Source organism: bacterium, from assembly GCA_008933615.1.
Lineage (GTDB): Bacteria > CLD3 > CLD3 > SB21 > SB21 > SB21.
The window spans coordinates 1-19,682 of sequence record WBUR01000015.1 but is presented as its reverse complement, the minus strand read 5'-3'; the positions used below and the strand labels follow the sequence as shown (position 1 = coordinate 19,682).

The 19,682-nt window shown below is 45.1% G+C and carries 11 protein-coding genes; all 11 read left to right on the top strand.

The annotated features are described in order from the left end of the window. Positions 1–84: 84 nt before the first annotated feature. Entirely contained in the window at positions 85–663 is a 579-nt protein-coding gene (locus F9K33_07135) for a hypothetical protein (GenBank protein ID KAB2879936.1), read from the top strand. A gap of 23 nt (positions 664–686) precedes the next feature. Continuing rightward, positions 687–1,199 carry a biopolymer transporter ExbD gene (locus F9K33_07130; protein ID KAB2879935.1) on the top strand — a complete coding sequence of 171 codons (513 nt, stop codon included), beginning with the start codon at positions 687–689 and terminating at the stop codon, positions 1,197–1,199. Positions 1,200–1,273: 74 nt separating this feature from the next. Continuing rightward, the gene (locus tag F9K33_07125; GenBank protein KAB2879934.1) at positions 1,274–2,329 is read left to right on the top strand and encodes an AgmX/PglI C-terminal domain-containing protein; all 1,056 of its coding nucleotides are present in this window, start codon (positions 1,274–1,276) and stop codon (positions 2,327–2,329) included. Positions 2,330–2,414: 85 nt separating this feature from the next. Then, the gene (gene aspS / locus F9K33_07120; GenBank protein KAB2879933.1) at positions 2,415–4,202 is read left to right on the top strand and encodes an aspartate--tRNA ligase; all 1,788 of its coding nucleotides are present in this window, start codon (positions 2,415–2,417) and stop codon (positions 4,200–4,202) included. Between the two features lie 118 nt (positions 4,203–4,320). Further along, a complete protein-coding gene (locus F9K33_07115; GenBank protein KAB2879932.1) occupies positions 4,321–9,993 on the top strand; it encodes a hypothetical protein in 5,673 nt (1,890 codons plus the stop codon). A 13-nt stretch (positions 9,994–10,006) separates the two neighbouring features. Continuing rightward, positions 10,007–10,252 carry a molybdopterin converting factor subunit 1 gene (moaD, locus tag F9K33_07110; protein KAB2879931.1) on the top strand — a complete coding sequence of 82 codons (246 nt, stop codon included), beginning with the start codon at positions 10,007–10,009 and terminating at the stop codon, positions 10,250–10,252. A gap of 159 nt (positions 10,253–10,411) precedes the next feature. Continuing rightward, positions 10,412–10,867, top strand: coding sequence for a molybdenum cofactor biosynthesis protein MoaE (locus F9K33_07105; protein KAB2879930.1), 456 nt, complete (start codon positions 10,412–10,414; stop codon positions 10,865–10,867). Between the two features lie 136 nt (positions 10,868–11,003). Beyond that, positions 11,004–14,051, top strand: coding sequence for a T9SS type A sorting domain-containing protein (locus tag F9K33_07100; protein KAB2879929.1), 3,048 nt, complete (start codon positions 11,004–11,006; stop codon positions 14,049–14,051). Positions 14,052–14,112: 61 nt separating this feature from the next. Beyond that, positions 14,113–15,321, top strand: coding sequence for a hypothetical protein (locus F9K33_07095; protein ID KAB2879928.1), 1,209 nt, complete (start codon positions 14,113–14,115; stop codon positions 15,319–15,321). Between the two features lie 288 nt (positions 15,322–15,609). Further along, the gene (locus F9K33_07090) at positions 15,610–16,230 is read left to right on the top strand and encodes a hypothetical protein (protein ID KAB2879927.1); all 621 of its coding nucleotides are present in this window, start codon (positions 15,610–15,612) and stop codon (positions 16,228–16,230) included. A gap of 328 nt (positions 16,231–16,558) precedes the next feature. Continuing rightward, on the top strand, positions 16,559–19,558 hold the full coding sequence (locus tag F9K33_07085; protein KAB2879926.1) for a hypothetical protein: 3,000 nt from the start codon (positions 16,559–16,561) through the stop codon (positions 19,556–19,558). Positions 19,559–19,682 lie beyond the last annotated feature (124 nt).

Genomic DNA, 19,682 nt, shown 5'->3' with positions numbered 1-19,682 from the left:
TCATAGTTTTTCGTAAGTGATTATTGTTTTGATTTCCACATAAGTATGAATTAAAGAAGCTGATCAAAAGATAAAGGTGAATATATGGCATTTAAACCATCTGCGCGAAGAAGTATAAAAGTTGAAAGCACGGAGCTTGATCTGCGCCCTATCATGAACATGATGTGTATTTTGATTCCCTTGCTTCTCAGTTGTTCGCAATTTGTAAAGAACAGTTGGCTTGAATTGAATCTGCCACCCGTTGGAGGTGGATCTTCATCAAGCTCGGAAGATAAACAAGATAAACCCAAAGAAGAACCCCGAAAAGTAGGATTGAAACTCGTTATCACGGAGAAGGGGTTTACGATAGCCGGTAACACGGTTGTATTGAGCGGCGCAGCAGGCGGCGGGCCTACGCTGCCGAAGTTGTCCGACGGGAATTATGATTTTGAAGGTCTGGATCAGAAACTAAAAGACGCAGTAAAAGCGATCGGCGGCAAGGGTTTTGAAGACGAGCGCGTGATCATTATTACAGCCGAAGACGTTATTGAATACCAAACCATTGTTACCACAATGGATATTATTGGCGCCTCGGCAGTAAAAGAACTGCAAGATCCGGATACTAAAAAGATTGTCAAACAGCCGTGGTTTATCAATATCGGCGTTGGTAAGATCGTGTTATAATTTTTTAGAAAAGGAAAAAAACAATGGCATTCAAACCATCAGCGGCCAAGAAAAACAGAGGAAGTACAGAAGGAACTCTTAATATGAATTCCATGATGGACATTCTTACCATTATGTTGCTCTTTTTGCTTATGAGTTTCAGTACCGAAGGTTCGCTGGCGACCAAATCCGACGGACTAAAACCTCCGAAGGTTTTGACAAAACAGAAACCGAAAAAAGTCTTAGCGATCAACGTCTCAACTCAGCATCTTTTTTTTAAGAAAGATGCTATCGTAGATGTGGATAAGATCATTGCACAGAAAAACAGTTTCGTTATACAGGAATTGGCTGATAAATTGGACGAAGAAGCGTCTAGGGCCATTGAATTGGAGTCTAAATTCGGCATCGAATTCAAGCGCGAGTTAGTTATCGTTGGCGATGAAAGGTTGCCTTTCAATGTCTTACTTAAAGTGATCATCACGTGCGGACGCAACGGTTTTGCTAATCTACGGCTCTTGGGCAATTTGTCCAATAAAGCGGATGTGCTCGGGATTTGATGATTTTAATATCGAAACGAAGAGATGAAATAGTGTCAGATTATACGGACGTATGATCTTTTAAGGAGGTTTCAATGAATCCGTTAGAGAACAATAAGAATTTACACGCCAGCGCTGCGCCTCCGGGAGGCAGAGCCTCTGCGGGCGCGCGGGAGATCAGGATTGTTTCTTTCCCGAAAGAGTTCCATAAGAATTATTGGGCGTCTTTCGATAAGAAGATACTAGTGATCTGGTTTGCTTCTTTGGTGATTGTGTATACGCCACTGCTTTACATGGCTGCGCAACCCAAGCCTCCGGTGAGCACGGTCATTTCGGACAGGCTCTTAAAGAAAATCGGCGTTATCAATAAGATTGATCCGAAACTTCTCGAAGAAATTGATAAACCCAAAGAAGAAGAAAAAACAGAAACAAGCACCGCAACAGGGCCGGCAACAGCTATAAAAGCTCCGACGGGTAACGTTGGTAAAGCAGGACGTGCGGCGGCGGCAAAGGCAGCTGCAGCGGCTCGCGCAGGGAAAGCGGCAGGGAAAGCGGCAGGCAAAGGCGTTCTAGCCGTTGCGGGAGCATCGGGAACCGGTTCTTCGGGAAAATATGCTTCAGTTGATTTTAGCGGTTCTTCCAGCGGTTTAGATGATGTTTTAGGACAGATTGGCGGTCTGGGTGAAGCCGGCGGCGGCGGCAGTGATCGAACAGTTTTAGGCGCCGGCGGCGGCGTTGGCGGTGAGGGCGGACTTGGTGATCTTACCGCATTATTGGGCGATCCGGGAGGCTTGTCTGTGTCGGCCGGAGAATCGGGCGGCGGCCTTATCGGCGTCGGTAAAGCGTCTATTGCCGGCGGTGCGGGAGCCGGAGCTTCTGCGGGCGAAATTCAGTCCGTAATTGATGCGAATGCAGCTGCGGTGAACTCATGCTACCAAAAAGAATTGAAGAAATCTCCGGATCTTAAAGGTAAGTTAAGCGTTGCAATCAAAGTGAATCAGGCAGGACGTGTTGCAGGTGTAAATGTTACCCAAAACACGGTCGGTAATGCAGTATCATCTTGCGTTACCAATAAGATTCGCGGATGGAGTTTTCCAAAAGGCAAAAAAGGCGTGATAACGATCAACCAGACCTTTGTGTTTACGAAGTAATTTTTAAGAAGACATAGTACGTTCTTAAAACCGTACGCCTGAGGCGTACGGTTTTTTTATATTTTTTAGGAGTAACTTTTACAATATGAATCCAGTGGTAAAAACAACTTTACGAACGCATACCTGCGGACAATTGAATAATAATTTTGTCAGACAAACCGTTTCCCTCATCGGATGGGTCCATCGACGTCGGGATATGGGTAAATTAATATTTATTGATCTCCGGGATCGCTACGGAATGACACAGATCGTATTTAATCCAGATAACAATGCAGCTATTCATGAAACGGCCAAAGAACTACGTACGGAATTTGTTGTTCGAGTCACCGGAAAAGTCATTGCGCGTGACGCAGGCAATATCAATAAAACTATTGTTACGGGCGCTATTGAGATTGCGGCAGACCAACTTGAAATACTGAGCCGCGCCAAAACCCCGCCGTTTGAACTTAATGATGAGAGATTAAAAGTCGACGAAGACCTGAGGCTGGAGTACCGATATCTAGACCTGAGGCGAAATTTTATGCAAGAGCCTTTGATCTTTCGGCACAAACTTGCTCAAGTGGTAAGAAATTACTTCACCGAGCAAGAGTTCATTGAAGTCGAAACGCCAATGCTGATGAAAAGTACACCTGAAGGCGCGCGTGATTATTTGGTTCCGAGCCGCGTCCATGCCGGAAAATTTTATGCTCTGCCGCAGTCGCCTCAGATATATAAACAGTTGCTCATGGTTTCGGGCTTTGACCGTTATTTTCAAATCGTAAAATGTTTTCGAGACGAAGATCTCAGGTCCGACCGCCAGCCGGAATTTACTCAAGTAGACGTGGAGATGTCCTTTGTGGATATGGACGATGTTCTACACACGATTGAGTCTCTGATGGAAAAAATTTTTAAAGAGTTAAAAGGCATTGACCTATCATTACCACTGAAGCGTATGAGTTACCTTGATGCGGTATCGTCATACGGGAGCGATAAGCCTGACTTGCGATTCGGGATGAAGATACATTATCTCGATGAATTGGTTAAAAATTCGGAATTCAAAGTTTTTACTGACGTGTTATCTCAGCAAGACGGATCGGTCGGCTGCATCAAAGTTGAAGGTCAAGCCGCGTCCTTTTCGAGAAAGAAAATAGACGAATTGACAGAACACATGAAAGAATTTGATGTTAAAGGTATCGCTACAATTAAAGTGGAAGCCAACGGCGTTACATCTTCAATTTCTAAATTTCTGACTCCAGAAATACTTTCGAATATAACACAACTTGTCGAAGCAAAAGTGGGCGATATTATTCTGATTGTTGCGCACCACAGAAAAATCGTTCAATCTGCCTTAGGAAGTTTACGTGTGAAATTAGCCGAAGAACTAAAATTGATAAACGAGAACGAATTCAATTTGTCATGGGTACTTGATTTCCCTTTGTTCGAATACGACGCGGAGGAGAAACGGTACATAGCCATGCATCATCCATTTACGGCTCCTATGGACCGGGATCTTGAAAAAATGGATTCGGATCCGGCTGGCGTTTACGCCAAGGCGTATGATCTTGTTCTTAACGGGAATGAAATCGGCGGAGGAAGTATCCGTATTCACAAGAAAGATATTCAGAATAAAATGTTTGACGCACTTAATATGTCGCAAGAAGAACGCGAACTCAAATTTGGATTTCTATTGAAGGCATTTGAATACGGTGTCCCGCCCCATGGGGGCATTGCGCTTGGATTTGACCGGTTGACTGCCGTTCTGACGGGTCGAAAATCCATTAGGGATGTGATCGCATTTCCAAAAACGAACAGCGCAGTTTCTCTTATGGATCACGCGCCGACAGAGGTTGATCCGCGTCAACTCAAGGATCTGCACATCGGTATTATTAAGTAAAGTATATAATCGTTACATTTGAAATTAGACCTATTAGTTTCAATCATGCTTAGTCAAATCGTAATTATTCTCACAGTCAAATAGGATAATTAAGAAAATATGAAAGAAGAGGCGTGTGATGATTAAAAGATTATTACCGCAAAAATCTATCACCCTTTATTTTGTTGGCTCTATATTTTTTCTGTTGCCTTCGGTTTTTCTTTTCTACTTTAGCGGGTGCAGTTTCAGCGACCCGTCGCACGCACAAGCTCCCATCGCACCGTCCGAGCAGGGGTTGACTGTCCTTTCGGCGACTCCGCAGGGATTGATCGAGGATGTTGATCAATTTTATTCTGTTGTTGTCGTGTTCAATCAACCGATGGTGCCGCTGGAGGCTTTGCCCGAAGGCGATGGCTCTGGACCTCTCACGATTACGCCTGCTCTAAAGGGTAAATACCGATGGATGGGTACCAATACTTTGGTCTTTACTCCTGCCGACGTTCTCACGTTATCGAGCCGCTATCAAGTTACCATTCCGGCAGGAACCAAGTCGCTGTCCGGCAGTCTTTTGTCCGCTCCTTATCATTTTTCATTTGAAACGATGAGGCCAAGATTCCTACACTCCAATATCTATGATGACGCAAAGGGCGTTACCATCTCGCCTAAAATATATTTGTTATTCAATCAGAATATTTTGCTTTCCAACGCAAAAGAAAAAATTTCACTTTCTAATGAACTATCAGGCCGCGCGGTGGAGTGCGTAGTACGCCTTGCGGACTCGAATGAGGCCAAAGACTATGTGCAGAACTATAATTACGAATACGCTAACTCCGCTATCGCAAAATTAGAAAAAAGATTATTGATTGTCATACCGTTAGACCAGTTATCGATGCTTACGCCGTATACTATTACTATAAAAGAAGGTCTGAAAGGCGAAGTTGGCAGCCTGGCCAGCAGGGAATCGAAAGCCATTTCATTTACAACGTACGGAACGCTGGAACTAGTACGTTTCTCTTCACCCGTATCACCAAGCCAGCCGGTTAAAATAAAATTGACAAACCGTGTTGATTATGAAGCCCTGCGTAATCACATCACTATTTCGCCGGAGGCTGAGATAAAATATCTGTATGACACCTATTGGGACGAAGAATATTCCACAATCATTTATATAGATCTTAAACCCCGGACGCATTACGAGATGCGTTTTGACAAAAATATAACGGATGATTTTGGCAACGATCTTGGCGTTGACATAGTGCACGAGTTTGAAACAGGGGATTACGAGCCGGGCGTATTTTTTCAAAGCGGCGAACACATCATCGAATCTTATTTGAGTCATAGTTTCAATGTTCCGGTATTGAATCCAAAATATGTAAATGTTCGTCTTGCATTATTATCCGAGAATGACCTGATCAGCGTATTAAATCAGGGTTTGTGGAAACGAGACCTGATTTTTGATAAATGGGGAAGTTCCCGCTCCGAGAAGCCCGACGTACCATTGAATCAGCAAGGCATCTACCCGGTTGATCTTGACGAAGTGTTGGGCGGTGGAAGAAACGGGAACATACTTATTGAATTTAAACACGGTTCGGAAGCCTATGCACAGCGGGCTATCGCGCAGGTGACGGCTATCGGAATTTCGGCTAAATTTTCCAGGCTAAATAATCTCGTTTATCTGACTTATTTGGAAGACGGGAGGCCTGTCGGGAGCGCAGCCGTTGAAATTCGTGATGATACCGGAAACATTGCGTGGATGGGACGCACCGATGAAAAAGGGTTTGTCAAAACGCCGGGATGGGAAGCCCTGGGGTTACGATCCAGAAATGAATGGAGTGAGCCAAGGCAATGGGTTTTTGTTTCCAAGGCAGGGCAAAAGGCGTACATAAATTCTGATAAAAACGTTGAACTCTATCGATTTAACATTCCCACAAACTGGCGTGTGAGCGATGCGGACCGTTTATCTGCGACGTTGTTTACAAATCAGGGCATGTATCGTCCCGGAGATAAAGTTCTTTTCAAAGGTATTACCAGAAAATTACAACAGGACTCCTGGTCGGTGAGTTCCGGACGGCGTGTGACGGTGTCGGTCGTCAACCCTTCATCTGAAGAAATTTTTACAAAAAATTGTACTACGAATACGATGGGCGCTTTTGACTTTGAGTATGATTTGGATGTGAACGCGCCGTTGGGATATTATTCTGTGAAAGCGTATGACGGCAAAGAAGAAGTATCGACGGAAAGCTTTCAGGTACAAGAGTTCAGGCCGGTTGAAACGGAAGTTACCATTCGAACAAAAAAGGACGAGTACGTATGGGGTGAAAAACTGGAAGCTTCATTAGACGCGCATTATTTATTCGGAGCTCCGATGAGCCATGCTGAGATTAAGTGGAGCGTTTCGCGCAGCAAGAGTTCGTTTGTTCCGGATGGCTATGATGATTATTATTTTGGAGCGATTTCGGATGACTATTACGGTTACCGGGGAAGTTACGCTACCGTATTGTCCAGTAAGACCGAACAATTAAATGAACGGGGCTTACTCGACGTATCATTAAGTTTGAACAACAGCGTCGGCGAATCGTCCACGCTGGTTATCGAAGGCGACGTGCGTGACAAAAACCGGCAGGAAGTGAGCGGCAGGAAAAGCGTTACCGTTCATGCAGGAAAATATTACATCGGCCTGAAGCCAACAACGACGTTTCATACCCTGGGTGACAAGCTGCATGTTGACTTAATAACGGTGGATCCAAAAGGAAGGAAACTACGGGGAAATTTAGTCCGGCTTGAACTTATTCGCCGGGAGTGGATTTCCGTCAGAGAAAAAACTGGCGAAGGGACGTTTCAATGGAATTCACAAGTCAAAGATACTCTTGAATCATCGTTTGAGGCGGTGTCAGCCGCGCAGCCCATTTCGCAATCTTTACGTCCGCAATCAACCGGTTATTATATCATTAAGGCAACCGGTTCAGATGATCTTCGCAATAAGATTGTATCATCCTGTTTTGTCTATGTGACAGGAGAAGGATACACGGGATGGAATTTACGCGACGACGATGCGATTGATTTAGTGGCTGACAAAAAAAGTTATAATCCGGGTGAAACCGCAAAAATTCTGGTGAAGTCGCCGTATGAAAAATGCAAGGCGCTGATTACTGTTGAACGTGAAGGGATACTGTCACATAAAGCGGTTGATCTCAACGGCAATGCTAGTTTTATTGAAATACCCGTGACTGCCGATTTGATCCCCAACGCTTACGTATCTGTAATCCTCTTACAGGGCCGGACGGCGCTTCCGACGGCTGATAAGTTTGAAGATTTAGGTAAACCGGCGTTTAAGATCGGTTACACTAAACTGTCGATAAATTCCGATGCAAATAAACTGAATGTTGCCCTTAAATTGAACAAGGAAAAATTTGCGCCCAACGAATGGGTTAACCTTGAACTTGACATAAGAGATAATGGCGGACAAGGTAAAATTTCTGAAGTAACGCTTTACGTCGAGGATATCGGCGTTTTAAATCTTGTGAATTACAAAACACCCGACCCATTCTCCTATTTTTATCAACACCGTGAGTTAGGCGTGACCACATCCGAAAGCAGAAAATATGTTTTAGATCAGATCGTGAACGCCAGCCTGAAAGACAAAGGCGGTGTAGGCGGCGGAGGGGGCGACGACATGTTTGCCGCCGTCAGCGTGCGTAAGAATTTCAAAGCATGTGTTTATTGGAATCCTTCGATCATGACCGATGCGTACGGTAAGGCGAAAATTCGTTTTCAATTGCCAGAAAACGTTACCGGATTCAAGATCATCGCAGTTGCTCATTCCGCGGATTCCAAGTTTGGGAGCGCGGATAAGAATATCACCGTTAGCAAGGAACTTATGATGCGCGCGGCTTTACCGAGATTTGCAAGAGTAGGGGACGAAGTTGAGGCCGGAGTGATCGTTCATAATTATTCTGATAAAGACGGGGCAGTGAAATTATTTACGGAAATGGATGGAGTCGAGCTGAAAGATTTACCGGCAAAGGATATTTTTTTGAATAGAGGCGCATCGCAGGAAGTTCGCTACAAATTTAATGTTCGAGACAACAAGGCCGGCAAGTTTACATTTAAGGCCGTCATGAATGACCTGACCGATGGCGTTGAAGTGTCCATTCCTCTTAAAATTCCAACGTATACTGAAACCGTTGCATTGTATGGCAGTACAACCGAAACCCATAAGGAAGAAATTAAGATCCCGAAGAATATATACGAAGATTTTGGCGGTCTTTCTGTAAAGACGGCTTCGACAGCACTGGTGGATTTGGACGGCAGTATTAAATACCTGTTTGAATATCCTTACGGCTGTCTCGAGCAAAAAACGTCGCGCGCGCTCCCGATTATCTTATTTGGCGATGTCGTAGAAGCGTTTAAATTGGACGCTTTCCCGGATAAGGCAAAAAACGTCGATGACGTGATCCGAGAATATCTGGATGACGTTCCGAAATTTCAGCAGTACAGCGGCGGATTTAGTTATTGGACGGGCGGTGAGTACGTTTCTCCGTACGTTTCTGTCTACACGATGTTTGCTCTCACTCATGCCAAAGCGAAAGGTTTTGAAGTTAATCAGGAATGTTATGCCAAAGGATTGGAATATCTCAAAAGCATGGTCAGGCAATCCGCTGCAATTGACAGATACGGATTATTTTATTGGCACACCACCCATGCATTCGCGCTGGCCACCCTGGCTGAAAACGGATACTACGATGCCTCAAGCGTTGAACTTTTGTTCCAGCGGCGGGATGAAATGCCGTTGTACGCGCGCGCGATGTTGTTGAAGGCCGTCGTCAAAGGAAAGGGAAACAGAGCCATCGCAGAGGAACTCCGGCGGAATTTATTAAACGCAATTAAAATGAATCCGACAACGGCGCATTTTGAAGAGCCGTTCAATACCGGACTTGAATGGACGTTTCACTCGAATATTAGAACTACGTCGGCGATTCTTCAAGTATTTTTAGAGATGGATAAGGAGGATGTTCCGTGGGCTGAAAAAACAGTAAAATATCTTCTACAGGATCGAAAGGACGGGCGCTGGAGAACGACGCAGGAAAATGTATATGTATTCTGGGCGCTGGGAAGTTATTTCAGAATATTCGAGAAAGAAATCCCTGATTTCAAATCTCAAGTACAAATAGACGGAAAACAAATCCTCAGTGAGATTTACAAAGGCCGCTCAACGGCAACGCACACATCCAATATCAAATTTAATCAACTGCAAAAGGACGTGTCACTGCCGATGGATTTTAATTTTTCAGGCACGGGACGACTGTATTATAACGTACGTATGACTTATGCTCCAAAGTCCGGTATAAAGATCAAATCCCGCGATGAAGGAATGAAAATAACGAAATCGTTCTTTGATGAAAAGGGCAAGGCTGTAACAAACGGTAAGTTCACAGCCGGCGCAATGTACCGGATCGAATTGAACGTCAGTTCTGCGCAGGATAGACAATTTGTTGTGGTTGATGACCCGCTTCCTGCGGGATTTGAAGCGGTTAATGTGAACCTGGCAACGAGCAATTCGTCTGCAAAAGCGATTGCCGGACCGGGTTCCCGTGGCGGCTGGTGGTCTTATGGTACTTTTAATCATTCAGAAATGCGGGACGACCGGGTATTGGTTTTTGCAGACTGGATGCCCCAGGGTAAGCACACGTTTACTTATCTCGCACGGGCAACAACATTCGGCCGATTTGAGCTGCCATCGACCAAAGCAGAAGAAATGTACTCTCCGGAAATTTTTGGGAACACGAGCAATCTGACGGTTATTGTCGAATAAGGAAAAACAGAAATTGAAGATCAGAGTTAAGTTTTTTGCCATGTGCCGTGAGATCGCGGGAACGGATGAGGTAACTTTGGAATTGCCTTTGTCTGCTACCGTTGATCTTTTTTGGAATGATATCATTAACATTTATCCTAAGCTTGAAAAATATAAGGCACACAGCAGGGTGGCATTGAATATGGAATACGTTTCACCGCAAGCGCTGCTGCACGAAGGAGATGAAGTGTGCATCATTCCTCCCGTGAGCGGCGGATGAGGCTATACATGCTGTTCTATAAGAAAAAAGGGTAACTGCTCAGTTTCTATTATTTTCTCCCGCAGATGCCGCTAATCTACGCAGATAAAAAATTCTGCGTGAATCCGTTAAATCTGCGGGAGATGAATTGGTAGTTATGCTTAAATAAGATGAGTAATTGTGAAAAATTATCGTATGGTCAGAGAAGAAAAATATTATGTCGAAGTAACCAAAAACGAAATTAGCGTTAAGAAACTGTATGATTTCTGCGTGACGGAAGGCACCGGCGCCGTCGATATTTTTGTAGGAACAGTTCGCGATCACTTCGACGGGAAAAAGGTTGAGTCTATCGATTACCACGGTTATCCTGAGATGGCAGAGAAGATAATGCTCAATATTTTGAAAAAAGCTTTCGGGTATTGGCCGGTCAACCGCGTTGCTATACAACACCGATTAGGATTGCTTCAGATCAAAGAACCCAGCGTGATCATAGTTGTCTCATCTGCGCATCGGGCGGAAGCCTTTTCAGCATGCCGGTATATTATCGAAGAAATTAAGAAGGAATTGCCGGTTTGGAAAAAAGAATATTTTCGTGACGGACAAGTTGCATGGCAGTCAGACGAACCGTCAGAATGACAAAAATTGCTTGATATGCAAAGTGAATTTGTATACCTTGACCCATACCAAAAATTTCCTGCACCATCGTTAATTTCAATATTTATTTAATTAATTTTCCTCAAAACCGGATCATACATAATATGAATGAGGTTTTATGAAAAAATGGGTAACCATTTATTTTTTCTTAGGGGCTGTCTCAAGCTCTTCGGCTTATTCACAGGTATCCTCCGGAGATTCCCTTGCGTTGGTTGATTTGTATAACAATACCGGCGGAGGAGCATGGACAAACAACACGAATTGGAAGAGCGCTAATCCTGTGGGAACATGGTTCGGTGTGACGGTGTCTAACGGCCGCGCAATCACGGTGAATTTATCAGGTAATAATCTTACAGGCACAATACCTTCTTCAATCGGAAATATGACTAATCTGACCCAGCTTCAACTTTTTGGCAATCAGCTTAGCGGAAGCATTCCGTCGAACATAGGCAATCTTATTAATTTAACCAGCCTTGGCTTGGAAAATAATTTATTATCCGGCACTATTCCAACGTCGATCAGTAGCATGTCAATTTTGAGTTCTTTGACGTTGTCGAATAATCTGCTGGCGGACTCCGTTCCTGTTGTATTCAAAAATCTCGCAAGCCTCCAACAGTTCGATATCCGCAATAACCGGTTTGACGTTTTACCGAATCTCTCCAGTATTGGCACGTTAAATACTTTACGAACTGAGAATAACCGCTTTACTTTTGAGGATTTGGAGACCAACACGGGAATTGGAACTTTTACCTATGCGCCGCAGGACAGCGTTGGGACATACAGCTCCGTTAATGCGGCAGAAGGAACTGTATTGCAACTCACGGTGACGGTTGGCGGTGTAAATAATACTTATCAATGGAAGAAAAACGGAGGCGTAATTCCCGGCGCGACGAATGCCACCTATCAAATTGATTCTGTAAAAATCAGCGATGCCGGTACATATACTTGTGATATTACTAATACTGCGGCAACGGCGCTGACGCTTAAAAGGCGCACCACTACGGTGACTGTCACCGGAGTCATGCCCGGCGCTCCGTCGGCTTTAACAGCGACGGCCGTATCGACTTCACGGATCAATTTGTCATGGGCTCCAGGTACCGGCATATTTTTACGATACAGAATTTATCGTTCGTTGTCGTCAGGTACAGGGTTTGTTCAGATTGATTCAACTGCCGATAACGCAACGACGGCCTATTCCAATACTTCGGGATTAAACTCCAAGACCATTTATTTTTACAGAGTATTTACGGTTGGTAATTTCGGAGTTTCCGTTGCGTCGAATACCGCGAGCGACACAACATTTAACGCCGCTCCGGTCAGAAATCTTGCCATTTCCGATACGTCGCTCACGGAAGGATTTCCAAAAATATTTTACAAAAAACTTTCGTTTATTTTTTCCGATTCCGACTATCCGTCGCTGATCTATTCAACGCAGGCCAATTCTGCAGAGATATTACCAACGGTATCCAATGACAGTTTGTATTTGCAAGGTGTTTTTAATTTTACGGGTACGGCTGCAGTCAGAGTATCGGGCAGCGACGGCGTTTCTTCAGCCGCAGATACGTTCAATGTGACCCTGCTTGCCGATAATCAGGCGCCTGTGATCTCGTCCATTCAGCAGCCGGCTTCAACACCGCTGAATGCGGCATTTAATGTGAGTTGTATCGTGACGGACAACGGTTCCATTACAAGTGTACGAATATTTCATAAAACAGGAACAGCCACAGCTTATGATTCGGTTACCATGGCCGCGTCCGGTTCAACGTATTCAACTCAAATCCCGGGCAGCGCTGCGACGATGGAAGGGGTCTCACTATTTATCAAAGCTACGGACAACGGCGGAAACATAGTGTACAGCGATACATCCAGTGTGCCGGTCGCGTTTACACAAATTACCAGTTCGATCAGCGGCTCAGAATACCTGGCAGGAATTGTCACGGATCGGTGGCGCTTAGTTTCCGTTCCGGTAAATCTCAATAACAAAAATCTGGCGCAGCTTTTTCCGAGCATTGGTTCGTCGCAGTGGATCGCATATAACGGAGCGGGAACAAAAATTACGACTATTTTGCCGGGACAGGCATTCTGGTTCTTTCAAAAAAGCGGTAACAACGGCTTAACTGCGGACGCATCGGGCGGCGTTACGAATCCGCCATCGGGTGTTCAGGTCACATTAAATCCGGGATGGAATTTGGTAGGCACGCCATTTACTACACCGATAACCGTTGCATTGGATCCGCTGCAATTTTCCGGTCCGTGGGCGTTTAGCGGAACGGGGACTGAAGTTGGCGGATGGAGTAAGGTGACTTCGATGAAGCCCTTCGGCGGATATGCGATATGGAACAAGAATTTGACAGCGACTACGTTGACCTTTACGCCAAACGGCGTATCGGTTGGAAAAGTATGGTCAACCCAAACGGAAGAATTTAAGTTGAACATTGCCGCAACTGCGGCCAAGAATGGATTAAAGTATACAGACCGTTCGAACGGCTATACGATTCTTCATGAAGCGAACGCGGGTTTGTATAATGATCCTGAGCCGCAAAGCTTGGGTAATTATATTTCCGCTTATTTTACTGAAGATGAGAAGAAACTAAGTTATATTTACCGGAATGCCGGAAATGAAGGGCAGTCAATAGATCTGGCGATCGAGTCAACTATGGATGATATTTCCATTCATCTGGAATTTGATGTTGAAAAAATTCGAAGCGACTGGCAAATGAAAATTTACGATTATGCGCAAAATGTTTTTTTGCCGGAGGGAGAACTGACTACGGTTTATCATAAACGTTCCGGAACGACCAAATATAAGATATTAGTTGGAACCGCCGGATACCTGAATGAAGCCGCCGCTTCATTCGATGATCTGCCGGCAAAATTTTCATTGTCACAAAACTATCCCAACCCGTTCAATCCGTCAACAAAGATCTCCTATGCTTTGGCAAAACGAAGCCGCGTAACTATGTCCATATACAATATTTTGGGCCAGAAAGTCAGGACCGTTTTAGATCGCAGAGATCAGGAAGTGGGAATTCATGCCTTGGAATGGAACGGAACGGATAATCTTGGGCGCGCGGTATCTTCCGGAATTTATTTGTACCGAATTCAGGCGGAATCGATCAACGGTGAAACATATACGCAAACCAAGAAGATGCTGATTGTCAAATGATAATTGAACAATCAGCATGGAAGAGCAAATCAAAAACCATTAATCTAAAATCAAAAGTATTATGAAAAACATTATTTATTTCTTAGCCGCCTTTTATTTGACATTTATTATTTCCTGCGGTGCATCGAGCGAGAAGTTGATCAAAGAAGACACCGATCTTATCGTGGCGTTGGGCGGAGCCGAATACGCGTCGCTTACGGACGCAGAAAAGTACGATGCCGCAGAATACCTTATGCGCAAAGCAGATGTTGAGACGGCGCGCGCGATTTATGAGGATATCGTGACGCACAACCGAAGGGCGGTAGCCGTCAAATATAAGCTGGCCGTAATTTATTTAAAAAGCGATCAGGTTGAGTTTTTGAAAAAGGATGAAAAGGGGCGAATCGAAAAATTTTCACTCAATGGAAAAGAATTAGGCGAAAAGGTGCTTCGGGAAATTGCGGAACAAGAGCCTTGGTATCTGCCGGTGTATTCCCAGCTTATGATCGTGGAGGCGGGGCACGGAAACATCGAAGCCGTAAAACAGTGGTATGATAAAGCAAGCGTTTTAAACGAAGACTATGCGACATCCGATTATCGAGGTGCGGTACTAACCATGTCCGATGCAACGAAAATTGATGAAGGAAAACAGCTGCTGATTAAAGGCCACGCTTCGTTCTCTGATCTTTATGAATCGTATAAGAACCTCGGTAATATTCAGAAAGTTCAGCATCAGGACACCATTGCTCTTGCAACCTTGGGTAAGGCGGCAAATACTAAAACCGAAGCGGTTGACCTATTCAGTATTTACTATAATATGGCGTCGGTATCGGCGCGGATTTACAAAACCCGAAATGATGAACATTATAAAACTCAAGCCATTCTCTACGGCTGTATGAGCGCTCAACATTTTCCGCTATATAAACCTGCGTTGATGCTGGTCAAAGATCTGGCCGGGCTGGAAGTTACAGGCGATTCGTCCGGCGTTTCCTTAGCGGCTTATCAGACGGCCGTGAGCGAATACGCAAAGACGGTGATTCCTGAAAAAGATCAGATACAAATGTCGGCAAGCGAGGAAACGGTCATTCCCGAAAGCCTCTTGATCGATGAATGGGCAGAACGCCAAAAAAAATCAGCCGGTCAGAAACCGGGATCGAAAAAATCCGCGCTTTACATTGGCGGAGGCATTATCGTAGGAGCCGGGGCGGCGGTGGTGGGGTTAAGTATGGTTGGAGGCAAATCCACCAAGAGCAGTTTTGGAAATCCTCCGGCGTTCCCGATACCGGATTAATAACAAAGCCACAGATTCGCAGATTAAACAAAACGCATTCTAAGATCATTCTTTAACGTGCATATCGGGTTCACTCACATTTAGCGAAATACCTGTCAGCCTGAACGTGTCGAAGGCTGAAAATTTAATCATTTGTCATGCTTCGACTGGCTCAGCATGACATTGTGAGTCAAACCGATAAGCAGGTTCTTTAATCTGTGAATCTGTGGCAATGGCATCTCAAATCAAAGTGAATCCTGATTTATAGTAACATTTCCCTTTTCAGTCAAACCAATAAGGAGTTTCCGTATGAATTCAAGAATTTTCGTTGTCCTAAGCTTCTTAATGTTCGCCCTGAGTTGCGGGGATGACAGCGGCGATCAAAGCAGGAACATCCGATGGGCTGATGCCGTGATTGCGTACAGCACGCAATATGATACGGTGGAATGGGCCGCATACCAGGTTCTGGGCGCTCCCGATACGTATCCCAATTATGGGGATATAGAAACCGCATGGACATCGGAGTATCAGGACCTTCAACGGGAATTTCTTGAACTAGGTTACTACGATAATCCGGAGCCGGTGAGATCGATCGCCATTTTTGAAACGTATAATCCCGGATTTGTTGATACGGTGTACGTGAAAAATCCTATGACCGGCCTTTGGGAAGTGGTTTATCAGGACTCAGCGAAGGATGCGGGGGACTCTTCGCGAATATTCATAATTAATTTTCCGGAAACAAACTTCAAAGTTTCTGAAATCCGGCTAGCTATGGATATGGTTGCCGTGCCGGGATGGAACGAAATTGACGCCGTCGGCCTGTCTTCAGAAACCATTCCGCCTTATACAGACACGACTTGGTGGGAACCGATCTTGAAAGACAATGAACCCATATTGGACAAGTTGATAATCAGCCGTAAGAAAAAATAGACATTCCAAAAAAAAATATTTGTACGACGTCCCGATCGTTGACTCGACCGGGACGTTTTTGTTTGTATGAACCGCAGAAGATTGTGAACGTTAGCACGAGTCAGGAATCAAAAAACTTGACATACGATCGGTATTGATTTACCTTTTATGCAATTACTGGTTCACTCACCTACTTTCCGACTTCGGGCATGCCCGCAATGTTCGCTTAGGGCAATACTTCAGTTGTACCGATAGCTCTCGTTCAATTTTTTGTTTGTTGGACATTCCTTAGATAATTTTTTTGTGTGATGATAGAATAAATATTAACGCACTAAACGGAGAGGTATATATGAAAACAACGCGACGAATTCTTTTTCTTTTGACGCTGCTGACGGCGCCGTCATGGGTGTCCGCGCAGATCAATAATTATGTCATGCTCGACGGAATAAACGATTATATCAATTTACCCGGTTCCTTGAGCAATTATACGACCTCATCCGCAGGCACGGTGTCAATGTGGATCAGACCGACCGGCGCTTCTCCGACCATGTTCTATGCGTATGAGGGAAATTCGATTTTTGCCGATCAAGGCGGATATATGGGCATTTCCAGAGGTATTATAGGCGGCCAAGACCGTATATGGTTTTACAATTGGAGCGGCGGCTATTCTCAAGTCGGTATTCCATATAATGCCGACGAATGGATTCATATTGCCTGGGTATTAGAAGGAAGTTATTTGAAAGCTTATAAGAATGGTGCTCTTGTTGACAGTATCGCAACAGGCCCTACCAGCTATTTGGGTTATGGGGCTAAAATCGGCTTGTATTATAATTATTTTTTAGGATTGCTGGATGAAGCGAATACGTGGAACCGCGCACTCACCCCTTCAGAAGTATTCAGTATTTATCAGAGCGGACTCGTGGGCAATGAATCAGGCCTTACCGCGTTGTGGCATTTGGATGAGGGAGGCGGCACCATTGTAGAGGATGCCACTGTAAATAACTATGATGGCACGCTGGTTGGCGGCGTTTCATTTGGCCCGCTGTCCGGCCTTCAAGCAAAAGTCGGCGATCAAAAAGTCACGCTTTTGTGGAATCATAGTACCGAAATCGACGTGCTTCGGTACAGAATTTTCAGAGATACATTACCAAATCCTGTTGTTCAGATCGACTCTACTACGGATTCAACGATCACCTATACCGGCCTTACCAACTTCAAAAAATATTATTTCAGAGTGACCATCGTCGATGTTTCGCTCAATGATACCGGGTATGCGGGAGTCAGCGCAACGCCTACTAATTTTTCGGAAGTTACCGGAACAGGCTTCATCAATGGAGCGGATGGTAATTTTATGTGGGGAGATTATGATAACGACGGCGATTACGATGTTGCTATTGTTGGGGCAACGGATGAATACTATCCCCCCTTTCAAAACGGCTTTGCCAAACTCTATCGACATGATAACGGCGATACGTTCACGGAAATCGATGCACAATTCCAGCAGGAGATTCACCGCAGTTCCGTAACATGGACGGATTTTAACAATGACGGCTTGCTTGACCTTGCATACGCAGGGAGTTCCGGCAGCGGTTCAAGAACCTTGAAATTGTACAAGAATAACGGTAATGGAACATTCTCCGATGTGTTGCATAACATGGCAGGAACGGCATTGTCGGCGATGGCATGGGGCGACTACGACAACGACGGCGATCAGGATCTCTTTCTGATGGGCAATGATGCGGGCTCGGGCTCGCAAGGATCGTTCTTATATCGAAACGATGGTAATGGCGAGTTTAATTTAGTGGACACAGGCATACCGGGCCATGCAAACGGTTCGTGCGCATGGGGCGATTATGACAACGACAATGATCTTGATTTGCTGGTTCTCGGTGACGGCGCCGTTGGTTTCGGTATATTTCTTTATAGAAACGACGGCAATGATTCGTTTGCCGATATTAGCGCCAATCTCCCTGTACTTAGTATATATCGCGGACAGGCCGTTTGGGGAGACTACGACAATGACGGCGATCTTGACATAGCGTTTAGCGGTTCGACCGGTGGTTCCGGGACACGTTACGCCTCCGTATATGAAAATAACGGTGATGACACATTTACGGATATAAATCCCGGCCTGACCGGCTTAGCGCGCGCTGCGGTTGTCTGGGGCGACTTTGACAATGACGGCGACCTGGACTTGTTCATGACCGGTACTCCGACCGATTACACCGGTAGACAATCCTATATAGCGCGAAACAACGGCGGAGGATCGTTTGTTATGATTGATATTGGCATAGAGCCGATATTTGGAGGTGATCAATACACCCCCGGGGCAGCGTTTATTGACTACGACAGAGATGGTGACCTGGATGTAATGGTTGAAGGTGTTGACATCAACAACAATTATGTTACAAAACTGTATAAGAACGGCGGTTCAGTATTAAACGTTCCGCCAAGCGATCCCACAAATTTGGCGACAACAACGTCCTTGGATACGGTTTCATTCAGTTGGAATAAATCAACGGACAACGAAACACCTCAAAACGGATTGACCTACAATCTACGTGTTGGTAAAACCCCTGCAGGTGTGCAGGTCATGCCGCCACTGGCCAAAGTGGTTGACAGCGGCAATACCGGCGGATTCAGGCTTATACAAGCGATGGGCAATACCGGCCATAGCAATAGCTGGAAACTATGGGACTTGGCTGACGGAACGTATTACTGGAGCGTGGAATCGATCGACCAGATCTACCGCAATTCGAAGTTTCAAGCCGAACAGAGCTTCACAATTGACGGCATACCTTCGGCTCCAATTGGCCTTGTGGCGGCATCCAATGTTAGTTCTGTGAATCTTCAGTGGAGCCCGGTTAACAAATCCGATGTAACCAAGTATTATATTTGGGCAAGCGATAACAATGACACCTATTATCTGGCGGATTCTACGGCGACTACCGGTAAGACTATCACGACGCTGGACGGCTCGACGCCTTTGCAAAACGGGGCGATCTATTATTTCTACATCATGGCTGTTGATAACAACGGATACGAAAGCCCATATTCGAGCACAGTAAGTGCTATCCCTTCGGCGACGCCTGGCAAATGGTTTGTAACGCATCCCGGGGACGACTCTGAAGGCGGAACGTTGCGGGAAATAATCGATTCGACGAACCTAAGTACACAATCAGATACTATTGTATTTAAAATTCCTCGCGGATCGGTCATCTCACTATACAGCTCCCTGCAGGCCATATCAACAGATTTTACGGTGATCGATGGCGATAGTAATGCGGACGGTATTCCGGATATCATGGTTGTCAACAGCAGTTTTGGAGATGTTATGACCGTCACCTAGCAGGATTATTGTTACTTGTGGTGATAAGCTGCGGGGATGAAACTTTGGTTCCGGCATTGGATGAAGGGTGGACGGCGTGGGAGAATGGATTATATGCCACCGCACATGAGAAGTTCACAGAGGC